General features: G+C 68.1%; 20 protein-coding genes. 14 read left to right on the plus strand and 6 right to left on the minus strand.

Annotated elements, in window-relative coordinates:
• Window positions 1–225: 225 nt before the first annotated feature.
• A complete protein-coding gene (locus OG205_RS39870) occupies window positions 226–1,563 on the minus strand; it encodes a glycoside hydrolase family 18 protein (RefSeq protein ID WP_330272987.1) in 1,338 nt (445 codons plus the stop codon).
• Window positions 1,564–1,704: 141 nt separating this feature from the next.
• Between OG205_RS39870 and OG205_RS39875 the strand changes: the two genes are divergently transcribed.
• From OG205_RS39875 to OG205_RS39885, 3 genes are all read left to right on the plus strand, one after another.
• Complete coding sequence (locus tag OG205_RS39875; RefSeq protein WP_330272988.1) at window positions 1,705–2,754, plus strand: methionine synthase; 1,050 nt, start codon at window positions 1,705–1,707, stop codon at window positions 2,752–2,754.
• Window positions 2,755–2,845: 91 nt separating this feature from the next.
• Window positions 2,846–4,699 carry a glycoside hydrolase family 9 protein gene (locus OG205_RS39880; protein ID WP_330272989.1) on the plus strand — a complete coding sequence of 618 codons (1,854 nt, stop codon included), beginning with the start codon at window positions 2,846–2,848 and terminating at the stop codon, window positions 4,697–4,699.
• A 38-nt stretch (window positions 4,700–4,737) separates the two neighbouring features.
• Window positions 4,738–5,874: a hypothetical protein gene (locus OG205_RS39885; protein ID WP_330272990.1), complete on the plus strand. Its 1,137-nt coding sequence runs from the start codon at window positions 4,738–4,740 to the stop codon at window positions 5,872–5,874.
• Here OG205_RS39885 and OG205_RS39890 read toward each other — a convergent pair.
• On the minus strand, window positions 5,861–6,340 hold the full coding sequence (locus tag OG205_RS39890) for a GNAT family N-acetyltransferase (RefSeq protein WP_330272991.1): 480 nt from the start codon (window positions 6,338–6,340) through the stop codon (window positions 5,861–5,863). The genes OG205_RS39885 and OG205_RS39890 overlap by 14 nt on opposite strands.
• A gap of 64 nt (window positions 6,341–6,404) precedes the next feature.
• Here OG205_RS39890 and OG205_RS39895 point away from each other — a divergent pair, with 64 nt between their 5' ends.
• The 8 genes from OG205_RS39895 (at window position 6,405) to OG205_RS39930 (ending at window position 12,696) form a co-directional block, all read left to right on the plus strand.
• Window positions 6,405–6,926: an LppU/SCO3897 family protein gene (locus tag OG205_RS39895; RefSeq protein WP_330272992.1), complete on the plus strand. Its 522-nt coding sequence runs from the start codon at window positions 6,405–6,407 to the stop codon at window positions 6,924–6,926.
• On the plus strand, window positions 6,923–7,480 hold the full coding sequence (locus OG205_RS39900; RefSeq protein WP_330272993.1) for a YdeI/OmpD-associated family protein: 558 nt from the start codon (window positions 6,923–6,925) through the stop codon (window positions 7,478–7,480). Before OG205_RS39895 ends, OG205_RS39900 begins: the two co-directional genes overlap by 4 nt.
• 5 nt (window positions 7,481–7,485) lie before the next feature.
• On the plus strand, window positions 7,486–8,139 hold the full coding sequence (locus OG205_RS39905; RefSeq protein WP_330272994.1) for a hypothetical protein: 654 nt from the start codon (window positions 7,486–7,488) through the stop codon (window positions 8,137–8,139).
• A 229-nt stretch (window positions 8,140–8,368) separates the two neighbouring features.
• Window positions 8,369–9,157 (plus strand): RNA-guided endonuclease InsQ/TnpB family protein, encoded by a 789-nt coding sequence (locus OG205_RS39910; protein ID WP_330272995.1) that lies wholly within the window; start codon window positions 8,369–8,371, stop codon window positions 9,155–9,157.
• Complete coding sequence (locus tag OG205_RS39915) at window positions 9,154–9,429, plus strand: zinc ribbon domain-containing protein (protein WP_330272996.1); 276 nt, start codon at window positions 9,154–9,156, stop codon at window positions 9,427–9,429. Before OG205_RS39910 ends, OG205_RS39915 begins: the two co-directional genes overlap by 4 nt.
• Before the next feature lie 71 nt (window positions 9,430–9,500).
• Window positions 9,501–11,627, plus strand: a complete 2,127-nt coding sequence (gene ligA, locus OG205_RS39920; protein ID WP_442916652.1) for an NAD-dependent DNA ligase LigA — start codon at window positions 9,501–9,503, stop codon at window positions 11,625–11,627.
• Window positions 11,620–12,120, plus strand: a complete 501-nt coding sequence (locus tag OG205_RS39925) for a GNAT family N-acetyltransferase (protein ID WP_330272997.1) — start codon at window positions 11,620–11,622, stop codon at window positions 12,118–12,120. Before ligA ends, OG205_RS39925 begins: the two co-directional genes overlap by 8 nt.
• 66 nt (window positions 12,121–12,186) lie before the next feature.
• Window positions 12,187–12,696 (plus strand): hypothetical protein, encoded by a 510-nt coding sequence (locus OG205_RS39930; protein WP_330272998.1) that lies wholly within the window; start codon window positions 12,187–12,189, stop codon window positions 12,694–12,696.
• On the opposite strand, the gene OG205_RS39935 is transcribed toward OG205_RS39930, so the two are convergent.
• Window positions 12,685–13,101, minus strand: a complete 417-nt coding sequence (locus OG205_RS39935) for an SWIM zinc finger family protein (RefSeq protein ID WP_330272999.1) — start codon at window positions 13,099–13,101, stop codon at window positions 12,685–12,687. The genes OG205_RS39930 and OG205_RS39935 overlap by 12 nt on opposite strands.
• Before the next feature lie 38 nt (window positions 13,102–13,139).
• Between OG205_RS39935 and OG205_RS39940 the strand changes: the two genes are divergently transcribed.
• On the plus strand, window positions 13,140–13,574 hold the full coding sequence (locus OG205_RS39940; protein WP_330273000.1) for a GNAT family N-acetyltransferase: 435 nt from the start codon (window positions 13,140–13,142) through the stop codon (window positions 13,572–13,574).
• Here OG205_RS39940 and OG205_RS39945 read toward each other — a convergent pair.
• The gene (locus tag OG205_RS39945) at window positions 13,571–13,795 is read right to left on the minus strand and encodes a hypothetical protein (RefSeq protein WP_330273001.1); all 225 of its coding nucleotides are present in this window, start codon (window positions 13,793–13,795) and stop codon (window positions 13,571–13,573) included. The two genes, OG205_RS39940 and OG205_RS39945, sit on opposite strands and share 4 nt — an antisense overlap.
• A gap of 104 nt (window positions 13,796–13,899) precedes the next feature.
• Here OG205_RS39945 and OG205_RS39950 point away from each other — a divergent pair, with 104 nt between their 5' ends.
• Window positions 13,900–15,555, plus strand: coding sequence for a DUF262 domain-containing protein (locus OG205_RS39950; protein WP_330273002.1), 1,656 nt, complete (start codon window positions 13,900–13,902; stop codon window positions 15,553–15,555).
• On the opposite strand, the gene OG205_RS39955 is transcribed toward OG205_RS39950, so the two are convergent.
• Window positions 15,556–15,678, minus strand: a complete 123-nt coding sequence (locus OG205_RS39955) for a hypothetical protein (protein ID WP_330273003.1) — start codon at window positions 15,676–15,678, stop codon at window positions 15,556–15,558.
• Window positions 15,679–15,738: 60 nt separating this feature from the next.
• Between OG205_RS39955 and OG205_RS39960 the strand changes: the two genes are divergently transcribed.
• Window positions 15,739–16,422: a 3-keto-5-aminohexanoate cleavage protein gene (locus tag OG205_RS39960; protein ID WP_330273004.1), complete on the plus strand. Its 684-nt coding sequence runs from the start codon at window positions 15,739–15,741 to the stop codon at window positions 16,420–16,422.
• Here OG205_RS39960 and OG205_RS39965 read toward each other — a convergent pair.
• The gene (locus OG205_RS39965; RefSeq protein ID WP_330278328.1) at window positions 16,419–17,072 is read right to left on the minus strand and encodes an ACT domain-containing protein; all 654 of its coding nucleotides are present in this window, start codon (window positions 17,070–17,072) and stop codon (window positions 16,419–16,421) included. The two genes, OG205_RS39960 and OG205_RS39965, sit on opposite strands and share 4 nt — an antisense overlap.
• Window positions 17,073–17,238: the final 166 nt, after the last annotated feature.

The following is a 17,238-nucleotide window of genomic DNA, read 5'->3' on the forward strand; positions in this document are numbered from 1 at the left end:
ATCACTCTGAAGGTGGTGTCACGCAGCGTTGGAGCCGCCTTACTGTCCGACAGGCTTGATCGCTCAACATCGGAGGTGGGCACGATGGGTGGTTGTTCTTGCTGTGGCGGTTGCACGGGTCCGGGCTGCGGTTGCTGCAGCTCCTGCTGAGCGCCTTGACCGAATGAGGAAGGCCGTTGCGAGGACGGAAGTTCCCGCAACGGCCTTCGTTCCGCAGGGGCGAAATCAGCCCGTGTAGGTCTTGAACATGTTGGTGAATTCCCAGTTGGCCTGCGAGATTCCACTGCACGTGGGCGAAACTCCGCCGCCGGGGCACGACCCGTTGTCGCGGCCGGCCGACCAGAACGCGATCCGTCCGACGTGGTTGGCCTTCGCGTAGTCGACGACCTTGCGCGCGTCGGCCTGGGTGGTCGTCGGGCCGGTGTCGTTGCGTCCGATCATCGGCGTGAGGCCCAGCAGCGCCTTCAACTGCGCGTCGGACTTCGACGGCCAGATGGCGCGCATCTGTCCGAGGGTGGCGTTGGCGGCGTTGACCATCGCGTCGCCCCAGTTGCCCGTGTAGCCGAAGTTCATCAGCATCGGGTTCACGAGGACGTTGACGCCCTTGGCGGCCGCGTCCTTCAGCACGTCCACCGAGTACGGGTCCATGCCGTAGTCCTGGCCCTGGATGCGCATCGTGTAGCTGACGGTGGTGCCGCGCGCGTCCTGCAGCTTCTTCAGCGCCGCGTTCACGGTGGCCTGCGGGATCGTCGCTTCCACGTCCACGTCGATGCTGTTCGAACCCACGGCGTCGAGCACGGCGACGTAGGCGTTGTACAGCGAGTCGACGGACGTGCAGACGTGCTCCAGATACGGGCCCATGGCGCCGCCGGTCGCGACGATGACGCTGCCGCCTTGGGCCTTGAGGGCCTTCGCGTCGTTCACGATGCGGCTGTCGTTCAACGGCACCGTGCCGCCCCATGCGGGTGCACAGCCAGAGGACGAGCCGAGTGCGAACGCGAGCGTGAAGTGCTTCTGGCCGGTCGCGTTGGCCACGTCGACTAGTGACGGCGTCGGCATCGTGATGTCGATGTACGGGGCGACGCGCGCGCTACCCGGCGTGGGCGGCACATCGGACGTCGTGGTCGTGGTCGGCCCGGTCGTTGTCGTGGTCGTCGTGGTGGTCGTAGTGCCACCACCGCCGCCGCACGGAACGCCGTTGAGCTTGCAGTTCGTGGGCAACGCCGTGCCGCTCACCAGGAAGCCGAAGCTGGTCGAGGCACCCACCGCGACGTTGCCGTTGTACTCGCGGTGGGTGAACGTGTGGTGGTTACCGCTGCTGGCCGCCGTGGCGTCCCAGTACGAGCCGAGCGTCGCGCCGGCGAGGTCGAACTCCAGCTTCCAGCCGGCCAGCGCGGTCGTGCCCGCGGTGATCGTGAACTTGCCCTGGTAGCCGGAGCCCCAGCTCGAGTCCTGGCTGAACGCGGCGGATTCACCGGCCGCGGAGGCGGTGGGAGCCATTGCGACGAGTCCGGCCACCAGCGCGGTGGCGGCCCCGGCGGCGAAGAGCGCAAAGCGGGCCATCGGGTGTGGTCCTTCCGGCAGGGGAGGAAGGGAGGTGGTGCAGGACCACGGGGCGCGTCGCGGTCCTGCACCACGTGCAGGGAGGCGCCCGTACGTTCAGCGCCTGCTCAATCACGGTAAGTGGCCTAGACCATAGCGTCAATGGGTCTAGACCTCTTCTGTCTGCCGGACAGTGGAACAATTCGGTGGGTGCGTGGAGCAACTGGAATCGGATCGCTGCCCGGAACCGACATCGACGAGGCGGCGCGTGTCGTCGTCGGAGAACTGCCTGAGCTGCCGCACGTCCCGGAGCTGCCTGGCCGGGGAGTCGGCGCGGACATGATCGGGCGCACCGCCGGCCTGCTCGTCGACCTCGCGATCGAGGTCGTCACCTCCGGCTATCGCGTGAACCCGCGCCCCGGCCGTGACCACCGCCGTGCCGTGGATCTGCTGCGCGGCGACCTGGACGCGTTCGACGAGGCGTTGGAACGTGCCGGTGCGCAGCCCGAGACGGTCAAGGTGCAGGCCGTCGGGCCGTGGACGTTGATGTCGAACATCGAACTGATGCGCGGCCATCGGGTGCTCACGGACCCAGGTGCGGTCAAGGAGTTCGCCGCGTCGCTCGCCGAGGGCCTCCAGCAGCACGCGGCCGAGGTCGCCAAGCGCACCAAGGCGAAGGTCGTCGTGCAGATCGACGAACCGGGCCTGCCCGCCGTGCTGCAGGGCTTGCTGCCGACGCCGTCCAAGCTCGGCACCGTGGCCGCGGTGCCGGGGCCGGACGCGCGCAACGTGCTCGCCGTGGTGATCGAGGCCCTGAAGGACCACGAGGTGATCGTGCACTGCTGCGCGCCGCATCCGCCGTTCACGCTTCTGCGCGAGGCGGGCGCGACGGCCATCTCGTTCGACGCGACGCTGATCAAGGGTGCAGAGGCGCTCGACGAGATCGGCGAGACGTGGGAGGCGGGCACGACGCTGGCGCTCGGTCTGGTGCCGAGCCTCGACCCCGGCGTGCCGGTGGCGTTGAAGGACGTCGGGCAGCGGGCGTTCACGCTGGTGGACCGTCTCGGCTTCCCGAGGTCGATCCTCGCCGAGAAGGCGCTGCCCACTCCGACGTGCGGTCTAGCGGGTGCTACGTCCACTTGGGTCAAACGCGCGCTGGCTTTGACCCGTGACCTCTCCTCGTCGTTCTTGGAGCCGCCAGAGGGCTGGTGATGTCCGGTTTGTGCGGCTAGTCTGCTGCGAACTATTAGGAAACTTTCTTAACCGAAGGCCAATCGCCGAGCCTGGACCGGGAGTTCCCCACATGCGCATCAGACTCGCGGCACTCGTCGCCGCAGTGCTCACAGGCGTGGTCGTGGCGCCTGCACAGGCCGCGCCCACCGGCCAGATCCGGCTGGATCAGGTCGGGTTCGGCACCTCCGAGCAGAAGCACGCCTACGTGCTCGGAGGCGCCGCGAACACCAGGTTCTCCGTTGTGGACAGTCGCGGCCGCACCGTGCTCACCGGTAGGACGGGCGCCTCGACGGGCTCGTGGAGCGAGAAGTTCCCCGCGGTGCACCCGATCGACTTCTCCAAGGTCAGGGCACCGGGGACGTACCGGATCAAGGTCGGCACGACGACCTCTCCGACGTTCAAGGTCGACTCGCTGAAGAAGCTGTTCTCGCCGGTCGCGCACAACACCGTCGAGTTCTTCCAGGCGCAGCGCGACGGCGCCGACGTCGTCCCCGGCAGGCTGAACCGCAAGCCCGCGCACCTCACCGACCGCGAGGCGCTCGTCTACGAGACGCCGGTGTTCGCGGGCGAGGGTGGCGACCAGATCGCGGCGCCGTTGAAGCCGACGGGCGCGAAGGTCGACCTCGAAGGCGGCTGGTTCGACGCGGGTGACTTCGTGAAGTTCACGCACGCCTCGTCGTACTCGACCGCGTCGATGCTGCTGGCGTTGCGCAACAAGCACAACGCCGCCCTCTACGACGAGGCCAAGTTCGGCCTCAAGTGGCTCGACAAGGCGTTCGACGAGAAGACCGGCACGCTCTACGCGCAGGTCGGCATCGGCACCGGCTCCGAGGAGTTCGGCTTCGTCGGCGACCACGACGTGTGGCGCCTGCCAGAGGCCGACGACAAGCTGAACGTGAAGCCGGGCGACAGCGAGTACTTCATCAAGTACCGCCCGGTGTTCCGCGCGAACGCCGCCGGCGAGAAGATCAGCCCGAACCTCGTCGGCCGCGTGGCCGGGTCGTTCGCGCTGGCCGCGCAGATCGAGGCCGACCGCAACCCGCGCGTCGCCCGTTCGTACCTGGACAAGGCCGCGCAGCTCTTCGCCCTGGCCAAGACCTCGGACGTCGGTGAGCTCGTGACGGCGTTCCCGCACGCGTACTACCCGGAAGAGTCGTGGACCGACGACATGGAGTTCGGCGCCACCCAGCTCGCCCTGGCCGCGAAGGCGTTGCACGACAAGCGCTACAGCCAGTTCGCGAAGGCCGCCACGCACTGGGCCAAGGAGTTCCTGGCGACGCAGGACCCCGACACGTTGAACGTCTACAACATCTCCGCGCTCGGCCACGCCGACCTCGCCCCGTTGCTGAAGAAGGGCATCCCGGGCGCCGAGGTGACCGAGAAGCAGATCGTCGGCGACATCCAGCGCCAGCTGCAGAAGGGCGCCGACGCGGCCAAGACGTCGCCGTTCCGCACCGCCGCCAACGTCGAGACCTGGGACGTCGGCTCGCGCACGTTCGGGTACATCACCACCGCCGCGCTGTACGAGAAGGTCACCGGGGACAAGAAGTACGAGACCTTCGGCACCCAGCAGCGGGGCTTCGCCCTCGGCACCAACGCCTGGGGCACGTCGCTGATCGTCGGCGTCGGCACGAAGTTCCCCGAGTGCCCGCACCACCAGGCCGCGAACCTCTCGGGTTCGCCCAACGGCGGCTCGAAGGTGCTGGTCGGCGCTGTGATCAACGGCCCGAACGACGCCACCCTGTTCGGCGACCTCGGTGACATGCCGGCGGGTTCCGTCGACTGCACCAAGCCCTACACGCTCGAGTTCAACTCCGCGAAGTCCGTGTTCGCCGACGACCTGCGCTCGTGGCCGAGCTCCGAACCGGCCATCGACTTCACGGCGACGGGAGTGCTCGGCTTCTCGCTGATCGCGAACTCCTGAGTGGCGCCGGCGCGGGCCTGGGTGTCCAATTCGGACTTGTGCTCAGGCTCGCGCTGGTCTTCTTGCTGCTCACGGCCGGTACGGCGCATGCGCTGCCGGCGAAGGTCTCCTGCCGAGTTCCCGGCGTGCACGACGCGGACGTCATCCGTGTCGTGCACGCCGTCGGTCTTTCTCGGGGCGTGAGCGACAAGGTGATGCTCGCCGGGTTCGAGGCCGGGTGGGTCGAGTCGCACATGAACAACCTGGACTGCGGCGACGCGGACTCGCTGGGCGTGTTCCAGCAGCGGCCGTCGATGGGCTGGGGCGCGCCCGAGCAGATCATGGACGTCTCCTATGCCGCGGGGCGGTTCTTCGAGTACGCGGTGCGCGTCGACCGGCCTGATCTTTCGGCGGGACGGCTCGCTGATGCCGTGCAGCGGTCCTGCTGTCCGGAGCGCTACGACCAGGCGGAGACGCGCGCGGGTTCGATGCTGCGGCAGGCCTGGCAGGGCGGTCCTGAGGTGGTTGCCGGTGTCCTGCACGTCGTGGAGGACGGCGACGTCTGGGCCGATGGCGTGCGGCTGAGCACGGCGGGTGTCTTCGTCGGACGGCCTTCGGTGGCCGGCCGGTTCGTGTTCGCCAGGACCGCCCGTGGCGAGGTCATGTCGCTCGCGGACGGGGTGTGGCGGCAGGTGGCCTCTGGCGTGGCCGGCGACCCGGAGGCCGTCACTCTTCCGGATGGAACTGTCGGCCTGTACGCGGTGCTGGCCGACGGCAGCGTCGCGAAACTGTCAGACCCGCTTGAGATGATTGGGATGGGGGGTGTTTCCCCCCAGGGGGCCCGCCAATCCGGATCGATTCCGTTGAGCCCGGCCGGGTTCGCTTCCGGCAAGCCGTCCGTGATCACCCACCCCGACGGCTCCGCGACCATCTACGTCCGCTCCGGCCACAAGCTCATGGCAGCCACCGCCGGCACCTGGCGTGAGATCGCCCAAGGCGTCGACGCCTCGCCGGAAGCAGTCCTCCGTCCAGACGGAACGGTCGGCGTCCACACGCTGATCGACGGACGCCTGAACCGCCTCACCACGACGTGGGAACCATTGGGCGAAGGGCGTTTCATCGACACCGTGTCCGCACAGGCAGACGGCACGGTCTACGCGCGCACGGCCGAAGGCAAGGTGCTCAAAGTCGGTTGAACGGCTCCGCGTATCGGAACGCCCCGGCAGGCACGTCACCGAACAACCGGGCCTGGAAGTGCGGCGCCCACTCGGGAACCGGCGGCGTGATCCCGAACTCCGCAGCGAGCCGGAACCCGAACCGCGAGTAGTACCTGGGGTCACCCAACAGGATGACCGCGCGCTCGCCCCGAGCCTCCGCCGCACCCAGAACCGCGTGCACCAACGCCGACCCGATACCTGCCCGTTGGTGCGAAGGATGCACGGCGATCGGCCCGAGCCCGAGCGCAGGCACCTCGTCGATGTACCCGCGCGTGCACACGACGTGGCCCAGAACCTCGTCCTCCACCAGCGAGAACTCCGGGATCCAGCCCTCGTCCGCGCGCAGCCAGTCGATCAGAGGGGCCTCGGGCCCGTTCTTGAACGCGAGATCGGTGACGGCGCGAATGGCGTCGATGTCTGCGGGCGTCTCCCGCCGGATCAGCATGAGGCGCACTGTGGCCAAAGCCGTCGTCGCGCGCCACTCAGTTTTCGCCGCCATACTCCGCTGCGTGGTCGTGAGACAGACCTTGATGGTGTGCGTACTTGCCGTGCTGGCCTATCTCTGCGTGTGGTGGGCGTTCAGCGGAACCGACGAACCCACCCGGACGGCACCGGAGTCCATGTTCCTCACCGACTACTCCAAGGCCGAGAAAGGCAGTTGCGTGAGGTTCAACGGCCCCGGCGAGAACGATCTGGGCCTCACCGTCGTCGACTGCGGCGGCGACCGGGCCGCGTTGAAGGTCGGCACCGTGCTGACCGAGACCAGCGCGGAGTGCCCGCGCGGTGACTACAAGGTGTTGCGCGACACCAGGCACGACGCCGCCCTGTGCCTGATGCCCAACGCCGCGCGGGGCGACTGCTTCGAGCTCGACACCGACGATCTGCAGAGGTCCGTGGTGTCCAAGTTCGACTGCGCGGCGCCGCGGGTGAACGTGCAGGTCGTCGACGTGGCGGAAGAAAGTTGCCCCGAAGAGGCCGAACTCGGTGTTCCCTATGAGCACATGACGCTCTGCCTGAGGAGGGTGCGTTGATCGTCTTCGAGGAACCCGCGCAGTTCGACGCGTGGCTGCACGAGAACGGCTCCAGCGAGACCGAGCTGTGGATCAAGTTCGCCAAGAAGGGCTCGGGGATCAAGTCGATCAACTACGGCGAGGCGCTCGACATCGCGTTGTGCCACGGGTGGATCGATGGACTCACACGGTCCGTGGACGAGACCTGGTACTCGCAGCGGTGGACGCCTCGCCGTCCGAAGAGCAAGTGGTCCAAGCGCAACTGCGGCAAGGTCGAGGAACTGATCGCCGCGGGCAAGATGCTTCCGGCCGGGCTCAACGAGATCGAGAAGGCCAAAGCGGACGGACGCTGGGACGCGGCATACGCGGGCCCGGCGACGATCGAGGTGCCGGACGACCTCACCGCGGCCCTCGACGCCAATCCCAAGGCCGCCGAGTTCTTCAAGACGCTCAACAGCCAGAACAGGTACGCCGTGCTGCTGCGCATTCACGACGCGAAGAGGCCGGAGACGCGCCAGAAGCGCATCGCTCAGTTCGTTGAAATGCTGGCGGAGGGGCGCAAGCTCTACAGTTGAGAGTCATGAAGTGGTTCCGCCGCAGCAAAGCCGACGACGTCGTCCCCGCTCACCTGCCGAACGCCGAGGAAGCCGCACAACGGTTCTGGGAACGGTGGTTCGAGCTGGTACCGGTGGTCAGCGCGGCGCTCGGGGACGGCGAGCCGCACCGGGTCGAGGACGAGCTGCGGGACCTCGTGAGCTCGTTGCACCCGGATCTCCTGTTCTCTCTCGAGCAGGGCCACATGGCGATGTACGCGCTGGTGATCACCGGTCAGGAAGACCCGAGGCTGCGCCCGTACACCGACGCGTGGATCGACGCCGCGCCGCCGTCGGACATGGTGTGGGAGTTCCACGACTCGGTGCCGCCGGTGCCGGACCCGACCGAGGTGATCGTGAACCTCGGCCAGGTGAAGATGCGGCTGGGGGACTACCGGGTGGTGGCCCAGGTGGACGGTGACGTCGTGGACGTCGCGGTCTACCACCCGGCGCTCGCGGACCTGAGCGACCAGCACCGGCGGACGATGACGTTCCTGCCGCTGGACGTCACTCTCGGCGAGCGGCTGGCGGGGGAGCGGTTGCGGCGCGTGGAGACCGCGGAGCTGGAGCCGCAGGGCACGATCAGCCTGCTGGAGCTGCGTTCTCTGGTCAGGGAACTCGCCGGGCGAACCGAACGCTGAAAACTGTCAGACCTGGTCACTATGGCTCCGGGTGGAGGCCCCGGTGTTCAGGTCGGGGAGGGATCCGGACTCCGCCAAGAGCGTCTGAGTGGAGCCGGGGCGGTCCAAGCACGCGGTGCGCGGGCCGGTAGTCCTGCGTCGTGGTCGTCATGGTGCACCCGATAGGTTGTGGTTCGTGCGAACGGCGTACCGGTGCCGCGCTTACCCGGCCCCTGAGCAGGCTGCGGTGGTGAATCGCACGTTCGGGTGTGTGCGTCTGGTGTGGAACAAGACCTTGAGCGAGCGCAACCACCGCTACCGCGCCGAGGGTGTGCGCACGTCGTACCGGCAGACCGATGCGGCGCTGACCGGATGGAAACGTACCGAGGAACTGGCGTTTTTGTCGGAGGTGTCGTGTGTGCCGTTGCAGCAGACGCTGCGCCATCAGCACACCGCGTTCGGCAACTTCTTCGCCGGGTGGGCTCGATTTCCGAGGTTCAAGTCCCGTGCCGGGCGGCAGAGCGCGCACTACACCCGCTCGGCGTTCCGGATGCGCGAGGGTGTGCTGACACTGGCCAGGACCAGCACGCCGCTGCGGTTCGTCTGGTCTTTCGGTGACGTGGATGTGGCCGCGCTGGATCCGACGATGGTGGTGGTGTCGCGCGAGCCGGACGGCCGCTGGTACGTGGCGTTCGCCGTGGACATCACCGAGCCCGCCCCGCCCGCGCCCGCCGGGCACGCGATCGGCGTCGACCTCGGTCTCACCGACCTGGTGGTGACCAGTGACGGTGAGCGGATCGCGAACCCGCGGCACCTGGCCCGCAAGGCCGCGAACCTGGCCCGCTACCAACGACGGATGGCCCGCTGCGAGCGCGGCAGCCGCAACCGCCGCAAGGCCAAGGTTGCCCGCGCGCATCGCAAGGTCCGCACCGCCCGGCAGGATTTCCTGCACCGCACCACCACGGCTCTGGTGCGCTCGGCCGACGTGATCGCGATCGAGGACCTGTCGGTGACCGGGCAGGCCGCACGCTGGTCGTGATCGACCGCTGGTTTCCCTCGAGCAAGACCTGTTCGGTCTGCGGGCACGTGCTCGCAGAGCTTGCTCTGTCCGCCCGGCACTGGACGTGTCCGGGCTGCCGCACCCGGCATGACCGGGACCTCAACGCGGCGAAGAACATCCTTGCGGCTGGTCGAGCCGTAACCCGAAGCGATTCGGGTGATGCCTGCGGAGCTGATGTCAGACGGCAAGGGCCCTCCCTTCCTCGATCGGCAGTGAAACAGGAAACCCGCGCCGTGAGGCACAGCGCGTAAGCGCTCCCCGCCGCACGGCGGGTGGGAATCCCTGCCCTTCGGCGCAGGGCGAAGTCAATAAGCTGTGGGACGTGACCAGCGAGAGCCTTGAAGACGTCCCGGCAGAGGTCCGCGAGCGGCATGCCGTGCTCGCGGAAGAGGTGCGCTCGCACCAGTTCCGCTACTACGTGCTGGACGATCCCATCGTCACCGATGGTGAGTTCGACGGTCTGCTCAAGCAGCTGGAGGCGTTGGAGGCCGAGCATCCCGGCCTCGCGACGCCCGAGTCGCCGACGCAGCTGGTCGGCGGCACGTTCTCGACCGAGTTCAAAGCGGTCGACCACCTGGAGCGCATGCTCAGCCTGGACAACGTCTTCGCCCAGGACGAGCTGACGGGCTGGTTCGAGCGCGTCCAGAAGGAGATCGGCTCCGGCACGCACTTCCTGTGCGAGCTGAAGATCGACGGCCTCGCGATCAACCTGCTCTACGAGAAGGGACGGTTGACGCGGGCGCTGACCCGTGGCGACGGCCGCACCGGCGAGGACGTGACGCTGAACGTCCGCACGATCGCGGACGTTCCGGTGGTGCTGAAGGGGTCCGCCGAGTACCCGGTGCCGGAGCTCGTCGAGGTGCGCGGCGAGGTCTTCTTCGCGGTGGAGGACTTCCTGGCCTTGAACGCCTCGTTGGTCGAGCAGGGCAAGCCGCCGTTCGCGAACCCGCGCAACACGGCGGCGGGGTCGTTGCGGCAGAAGGACCCGAAGGTCACCGCGTCGCGCAAGCTGCGGATGATCTGCCACGGCATCGGCAAGACGGAGGGCTTCGAGGTCGCCAGCCAGTCACTGGCCTACGAGGCGCTGAAGGCGTGGGGCCTGCCGACGTCGCCGCACACCGAGGTGCTCACCGACCCGGCCGCCGTCCGCGAGAAGGTCGAGTACTGGGGCGAGCACCGGCACGACGCGGTCCACGAGATCGACGGTCTCGTGGTCAAGGTCGACGAGGTGTCGCTGCAACGGCGCCTGGGCACGACGTCCCGCGCGCCCCGGTGGGCCATCGCCTACAAGTACCCGCCGGAAGAGGCCACCACCACGTTGCTGGACATCCAGGTCCAGGTCGGCCGCACGGGCCGCGTGACGCCGTTCGCGCTGATGGAGCCGGTGAAGGTGGCCGGTTCGACGGTCGCGCGGGCCACGCTGCACAACGGGTCCGAGGTCAAGCGCAAGGGCGTGCTGATCGGCGACCGCATCGTCATCCGCAAGGCGGGCGACGTGATCCCCGAGGTGCTCGGCCCGGTGCTGGCCGCACGCCCGGCCGACGCGCGCGAGTTCGAGATGCCGACCCGCTGCCCCGAGTGCAACTCGGTGCTGCGCGCCATGAAGGAAGGCGACGTCGACATCCGCTGTCCCAACGCCGAGACGTGCCCCGGGCAGCTGCGGGAACGCCTGGCATATCTGGCTTCCCGTGCCGCGCTCGACATCGAGGTGCTCGGCTACGAGGCGGCCGCCGCGATCACCGAGTCCACGATCTACACCAACGAGGCCGACCTGTTCGACCTCGACGCCGACGCGTTGCGGCAGGTCGAGCGCTTCACGACCAAGAAGGCCGGCGAGCTGTCCGCGAACGCGGTGAAGCTGCTGGACAACCTGGAGGCGGCCAAGGAGCGTCCTCTGTGGAGGGTGCTGGTCGCGCTGTCGATCCGCCACGTCGGCCCGACGGCCGCCCGCGCGCTGGCGCAGCAGTTCGGCTCGATGGACGCGATCATCGAGGCTCCGGAAGAGGCGCTGGCCGGTGCCGAGGGCGTCGGCCAGACCATCGCGACGGCCGTGGTCGAGTGGCGCGAAACGGAGTGGCGCCAAGGCGTCGTCGAACGCTGGCGGGCCGCGGGCGTGCGGATGGAGGACGAGCGCGACGCGTCCATCGTCCGCAACCTCGAAGGTATGTCCATCGTGGTCACCGGCTCGCTGACGGAGTACTCGCGCGACTCGGCCAAGGAGTCGATCCTCGCCCGCGGCGGCAAGGCGGCGGGCTCGGTCTCCAAGAAAACCGCTTTCGTCGTGGTCGGCGACTCGCCAGGATCCAAGTACGACAAGGCCGTCTCGCTGAAGGTCCCGGTCCTCGACGAGGCTGGCTTCCGCGTCCTGCTGGAACAGGGCCCGGACGCGGCGAGGGAGGTGGCCCTCCCCGTCGACGAAGGCTCAGTGGAAGAAGGCGCAGATGGCTGATCTGATCATTCGCCCCGCAACGGAGTCCGACCTGCCGGCGATCGGCTCCGTGACGTTCGAGGCGTACCGCGCGGAAGGCTTCGTGGGCGCCCACGACGACTACGCGACCCTCCTCGCCGACGCCGCCTCCCGCTTCCGCGACGCCGAACTGCTCGTCGCCCAGGACGGGTCCGGCACCGTCCTGGGCTCGGTGACGGTCGTGCACCCCGGCACGCCCTACGCCGAGATCTCCAGGCCGGGCGAACTGGAGTTCCGCATGCTGGCGGTGACGGCGGAGGCGCGCGGCCGCGGCGTGGGCGAGGCCCTGGTGCGCGCGGTGATCGACAAGGCGCGTGAGGCCGGCACGACCCACGTCGTGCTGTCGTCGTCGGAGAAGATGCTGGCGGCGCACCGGTTGTACGAGCGGCTGGGCTTCACACGGCTGCCGGAACGCGACTGGTCGCCGCTGCCGAGCGTGGACCTGAGGGCGTACGCGTACGGAATCCCGCTCTGAGTAACCAGGCCGGCCACCGGACGTCCATCGGGTAGCTTCCCGCTTTCAGCGAATGGGGATTCGCGAGTGAGAGCAACGGCTGTCCTGCTCGTGGCCGCGGCGCTGCTGGGCGCCTCCGCCACTCCGGTCGCCTTGGCGGAGGCCGATCAGGGCGAGATCCTCGGCATCGCCCAGCGCTACCTGCACAACAGGGCGCAGAAGGTCACCACCGGCCCGCAGGCGCCGGGCTTCGGCGTTCCTGTCACCCCGGACCTGGCCACGAGACTGGCCGTGCACGAGACGAAGCTCGAAGCGGCCAGGGCGTCGACCCGCACCCACTACCGGGCAGCGGTGGTCGAGACGCGCGCCGAACGGTTCGACGTCGACCAGACCGGCCGAACAGTCGTGGCACACGTCCACGAGCACGCCGAGCTGTACTTCGCCACGCCCGGCACCGTCCCGTTCAGCAGCTACGGCCTGCCTCACCTGCTCACCTTTCGCCGCGCGGGTGAGGGCTGGGTGCTCGCCGACGTCGCACTCGGCCACTACAAGCACTGCGCGCTGCTGCCGGAGACGCAACGACCGTCAGCGTGCTGAGATGATCCGCGCCCGCAGCTGGGGGTCGCCCGCCGCCTGCTCGTACAACAGCTCCCGCAGGACCTCGGCGGGCAACGCTCTCAGCGTGTCCTTGAGCTCCACGTCCTCGGCGTCCGGCGGCGGCACCGTCTCACCCCGGTCCAGCAGCACCAGCCCGACGGCCACGCAGTGCTTGCAGAAGAACCCCTCAGACCCGTGCGGACAGGTGCACGCGCCCACCAGATACGTCCCCGACCACGACAACTCCACCGCGTACGCCGCGTCGTCACCGCCCCGCACCCGAGCGGCCACGTGCCGGCTGTGCACCCGCAGGGACAGGACCGACTCGCGGTAGGTCAGGCCGCGCCAGTACGACTTGGTGCCCGCGCGATGCAGCAGCAGCTCGGTGGTGAGGGTCGTCGACACGAGGGTCATCCAACCGGGTGACCACAGAAAGGATCAACATGATCGCGATCGGCCCACTCGAACCCGCGGACCGCGCCACGTGGCAGGAGCTCTTCGAGGGCTACAACACCTTCTACGAACGCGCGCTGCCAGCGGAAACGTACGACGAGAAGTGGCAAGCCTTCCAAGCCAACGAAAACATCCACGCCCTATGCGCCCGCGACGACGGCAAGGTCGTGGGCATCACGCACTTCTTCAAGCACCCCAGCACGTCCGGCCCGGACGTCTGCTACCTGCAGGACCTCTTCACCACCCCCGAGGCGCGCGGCCGGGGCGTCGGCCGCGCGCTCATCGAAGCGGTGACGGAATGGGCGGAACAGCAGAACTGCTGCCGCGTCTACTGGCACACCAGCGAGTGGAACGACACCGCCCGCAGGCTCTACGACCAGGTCGCGGAGAAGACACCGTTCGTCCACTACCGCATCGTGCTCTAACGAGCCGTCGCCTCCAGGTCGAGCAACGTCACGGCCGCGCGGAAGTACTTGTTGGTGCCCAGGTCACGCACGGTCTTGATGTTGAACGCGGCCTTCAGCTTCTCCGCGTCGCCAGGACTCACGCCCTGCAGCGCGTCCACGGGGGCGTCCAGGATCTCGGTGAGCGGCTTGTCCTCGTACGCCTTGTCGAGGAGCGAGTCGAGGTTCACGGTGATGGCCATGATCTTCATACCTCCAGAGGTGGGGCGATCACGGCAGATTCTGGAGTGAGTTCGGAGATCTCGCAGAACGTAACGGTGCTCGCCGCCCTCCCGATGAGGCGGTCATGCACAAGCTCGAAGCCCACGAGGTGCCTCTGCACAAGGTGTTCGGAAGCGACTACGACTTCCGGATTCCTGACTACCAGCGGCCCTACGCGTGGGAGGTAGAGCAGGCGCAACAGCTGCTGGAAGACCTGGTCGAAGCAGTCGACAGCGACGAGCCCTACTTCCTCGGATCGATGGTCCTCGTCAAGACCGACGGCAAAGCCGACTCCGAGGTGATCGACGGCCAGCAGCGGCTCACGACGCTCACGATCCTCCTGGCGATCGTCCGCGATCTCGCCACGCCAGGGGGAATCCAGAACTCGCTCGGCAAGATGATCATCGAGCAGGGTGACGAGCTGCTCGGGCTCGAACCGAAGCCGCGGCTCGCGCTCAGGGAACGGGATCAGGCCTTCTTCCGCACCTACGTGCAGCAGCCAGGGCGCATCGAGGACCTGGTCGCGCTCGGCGACGGAGCGCTGAAGACCGACGCGCAGAAGGCGATCCGGGACAACGCCAAGGCGTTGCGCACGACTCTCGTCGAGCAGGGCGAGGAGGCACGGCACCGACTGGTCAAGATGATCAGCGCACAGACGTTCCTCGTGGTCGTCAGCACGCCGAACCTGGCCAGCGCGCACCGCATCTTCAGCGTGATGAACGCCAGGGGACTCGACCTCTCGCCGGCGGACATCTTCAAGTCGAAGGTCATCGGCGAGCTCGACGACGAGTACGCCAAGAAGTGGGACGAAGCGGAGGTCAGGCTCGGTCGCAGCGACTTCGCCGACCTGTTCCTGTACATCCGGATGATCTTTGCGAAGGAACGCGCCAAGCAGGACCTCATGACCGAGTTCCCGAAGCAGGTGCTGAACCAGTACCTCTCGGGACGAGAGGCCGAGTTCGTCGACGACGTGTTGGTGCCGTACGCGGAGGCCTACCAGCAGATCCGTGACTTCGGGTACGAGTCGACGGTCAGGGCCGAGCAGATCAACTCGTGGTTCCGGCGGCTGGCCCAGATCGACAACAGCGACTGGTTGCCGCCCGCGTTGTGGGCTGTGCGCCACCACGGTGACGACCCGGTCTGGCTGGACGGATTCCTCGGCAGGCTGGAGCGGCTCGCCGCCAGCATGTTCGTCCGCCGCATCTACACGACGCCCCGCGTGATCAGGTATTCCAACCTGTTGCGCGACCTCGCGGCAGGTTACGGGCTGGACTCTCCGGCGTTCGTCCTCGACGCCGACGAACGCGCGGAAACCGCGAGGCAACTCGACGGCGCGCTCTACCTGGTCCAGAAGACGCGACGGTACGTGTTGCTCAGACTCGACGAGATGCTGGCCGGTGATCCTGGCGCCATCTACAAGTTCCCGGTCATCACGGTGGAGCACGTCCTGCCGCAGAATCCGAAGGAAGGTTCGGTGTGGCTGAGCGACTTCTCGGCGGAGGATCGCGCCACCTGGACCCATCGACTCGCGAACCTCGTGCTGCTCAACAGGTGGAAGAACTCAGAGGCTGGCAACAACGACTTCACCACCAAGAAGGACAAGTACTTCCTGAGCGGCAAGGGCGTTGCGGCGTTCGCGCTGACCAGTCAGGTGGTCGCGCAGCCCGAGTGGACGCCTGTGGTCCTGGAGACCCGGCAGAAGGAACTGGTGCGCACGCTCGCCGAGGGCTGGGGTCTGTGATCAGCGTTTCCGCTTGACCGCCACCACGATCACCGTCACCAGCGCGAGCAACCCGGCCACTCCCAACGCCAGATCGCCCAGAGCCAGCTCGTTCCCTTGGGCGAGCACCAGGGCCAGTCGCATGCCCCCAACCTAGCCCTTGGAGCAACGCCGCCAGAAGGATTGTGTGGGACCGTATGAGGTGTGCTGCAAGCCTGTCTGAACGGCTCCCGCACAGCTGCGGAGCACCCGGCCCTGCCGTTGTCGCCCGAGCGCCTCGCCGAGGACGCGGCCGACGTCGCCGCGCTCGGCGTCACGTCGGTGCACATACATCCGAGAGACGTCATCGGTGCGCTCACGCTCGTGGGGCCTGAGGTGGCGACGACGATCGCCACGGTCCGCGCCGCCGTGCCGGGCATCGAGATCAGCGTGTCCACGAACGTGCCCGGCAAACGCGCCACGTTGATCGGCAGCTGGGCGCCGCTCGCGGCGGGGCGGCCGGACATCGCGAGCGTGCACGTGGACCAGCCCGGCTGGCGGGACCTGGCGCAGGCTCTGCACCGGGTCAACGTCAGGGTCGAGCTCGTCGTCGAAGGCCCGGCAAGCCTGAACGACCTGCCGGACGGCATCAGCCGGATCACGGTCGGCGCGACGCGTGAGACGGCGGAAAGCCTGCTGGCGCAAGTAGAACCATTTGGCCTGCCGGTCTTGTTGCACGGCCGCGACGCGAACGCGTGGTCCGTCCTCGATTACGGCGCGCTCCTCGAACACCATGTGCGCATGGGTCTGGAGGACACGCTTCAGATGCCCGACGGGCGAACAGCGAAGAACAACGCCGAGCTGATCGCCATGGCCCGCAGAAGGCAGAAGTCGAGGGCCCCGAGTTAGTCGGGGAGCACCACCGCGACGATGCCGGCCAGGTGCGCCAGTCTGGCCACCTCGGCCGCGCGGAACATCGGGCCGCCCGGACGTCCCACGACGAGCACGCGGTCCGGCTTGCCCAGCGGCGTGGCGGCGAGTTCGGTGCCCAGCTCTCGCCAGGTCTCCGGTACCCACTCCTCCTCGCCGTCGAGCACGGTCGCGCGCTCGAGCGGGAACCACGGCACGTTCGCCATCCGGGTCTCCGGGGCGGCGGACGACGAGGTCAGCCGGTTGATGCCGGTGCCTTCGGGACCTACGACGACGGCCCAGCCGGCGCGGATGATCTTCGGGACGCCCTCGGTGAAGACCTCGAGGCCCTTGTGCGGGGCGTCGGCGATCTCCTCGACCAGTTCGAGCTCGCGGTGGGTGTCGAGGATGCCCGCGTACGGGCGCACCGCGTCGACCTCGACGCCCTCGATGGACTCCGCCGCGGTGATCAGGGTGTCCGGCAGGCGGCCGGACGGCAGCTCCACGACGAGGTCGTCGATGGCGATGCCGGAACCGCGTTCCACCACGTCGACGCTGAGTATGTCCGCCCCGATCTCGCCCAAAGCCGTTGCGACCGCGCCGAGGGTGCCGGGACGGTCCGGGAGCTGGACCCGGATCAGGAACGACAAGGTGAACGCCTCCATAGCTCGTGCGCGAGACCCCGCGTCTTGCGCCGTTGCCGGTCGGTGATTCTCGCAGACGCATCGTCAACGCATGACCCGCTGTCCGCGTTGCGAACCGGTTAAGTTGACGTGCCGGTCAACCACGGAGGCGGTAACCCGTTCGAAGGCGCGC

This window comes from Lentzea sp. NBC_00516, assembly GCF_036346835.1.
GTDB classification, from domain to species: domain Bacteria; phylum Actinomycetota; class Actinomycetes; order Mycobacteriales; family Pseudonocardiaceae; genus Lentzea; species Lentzea sokolovensis.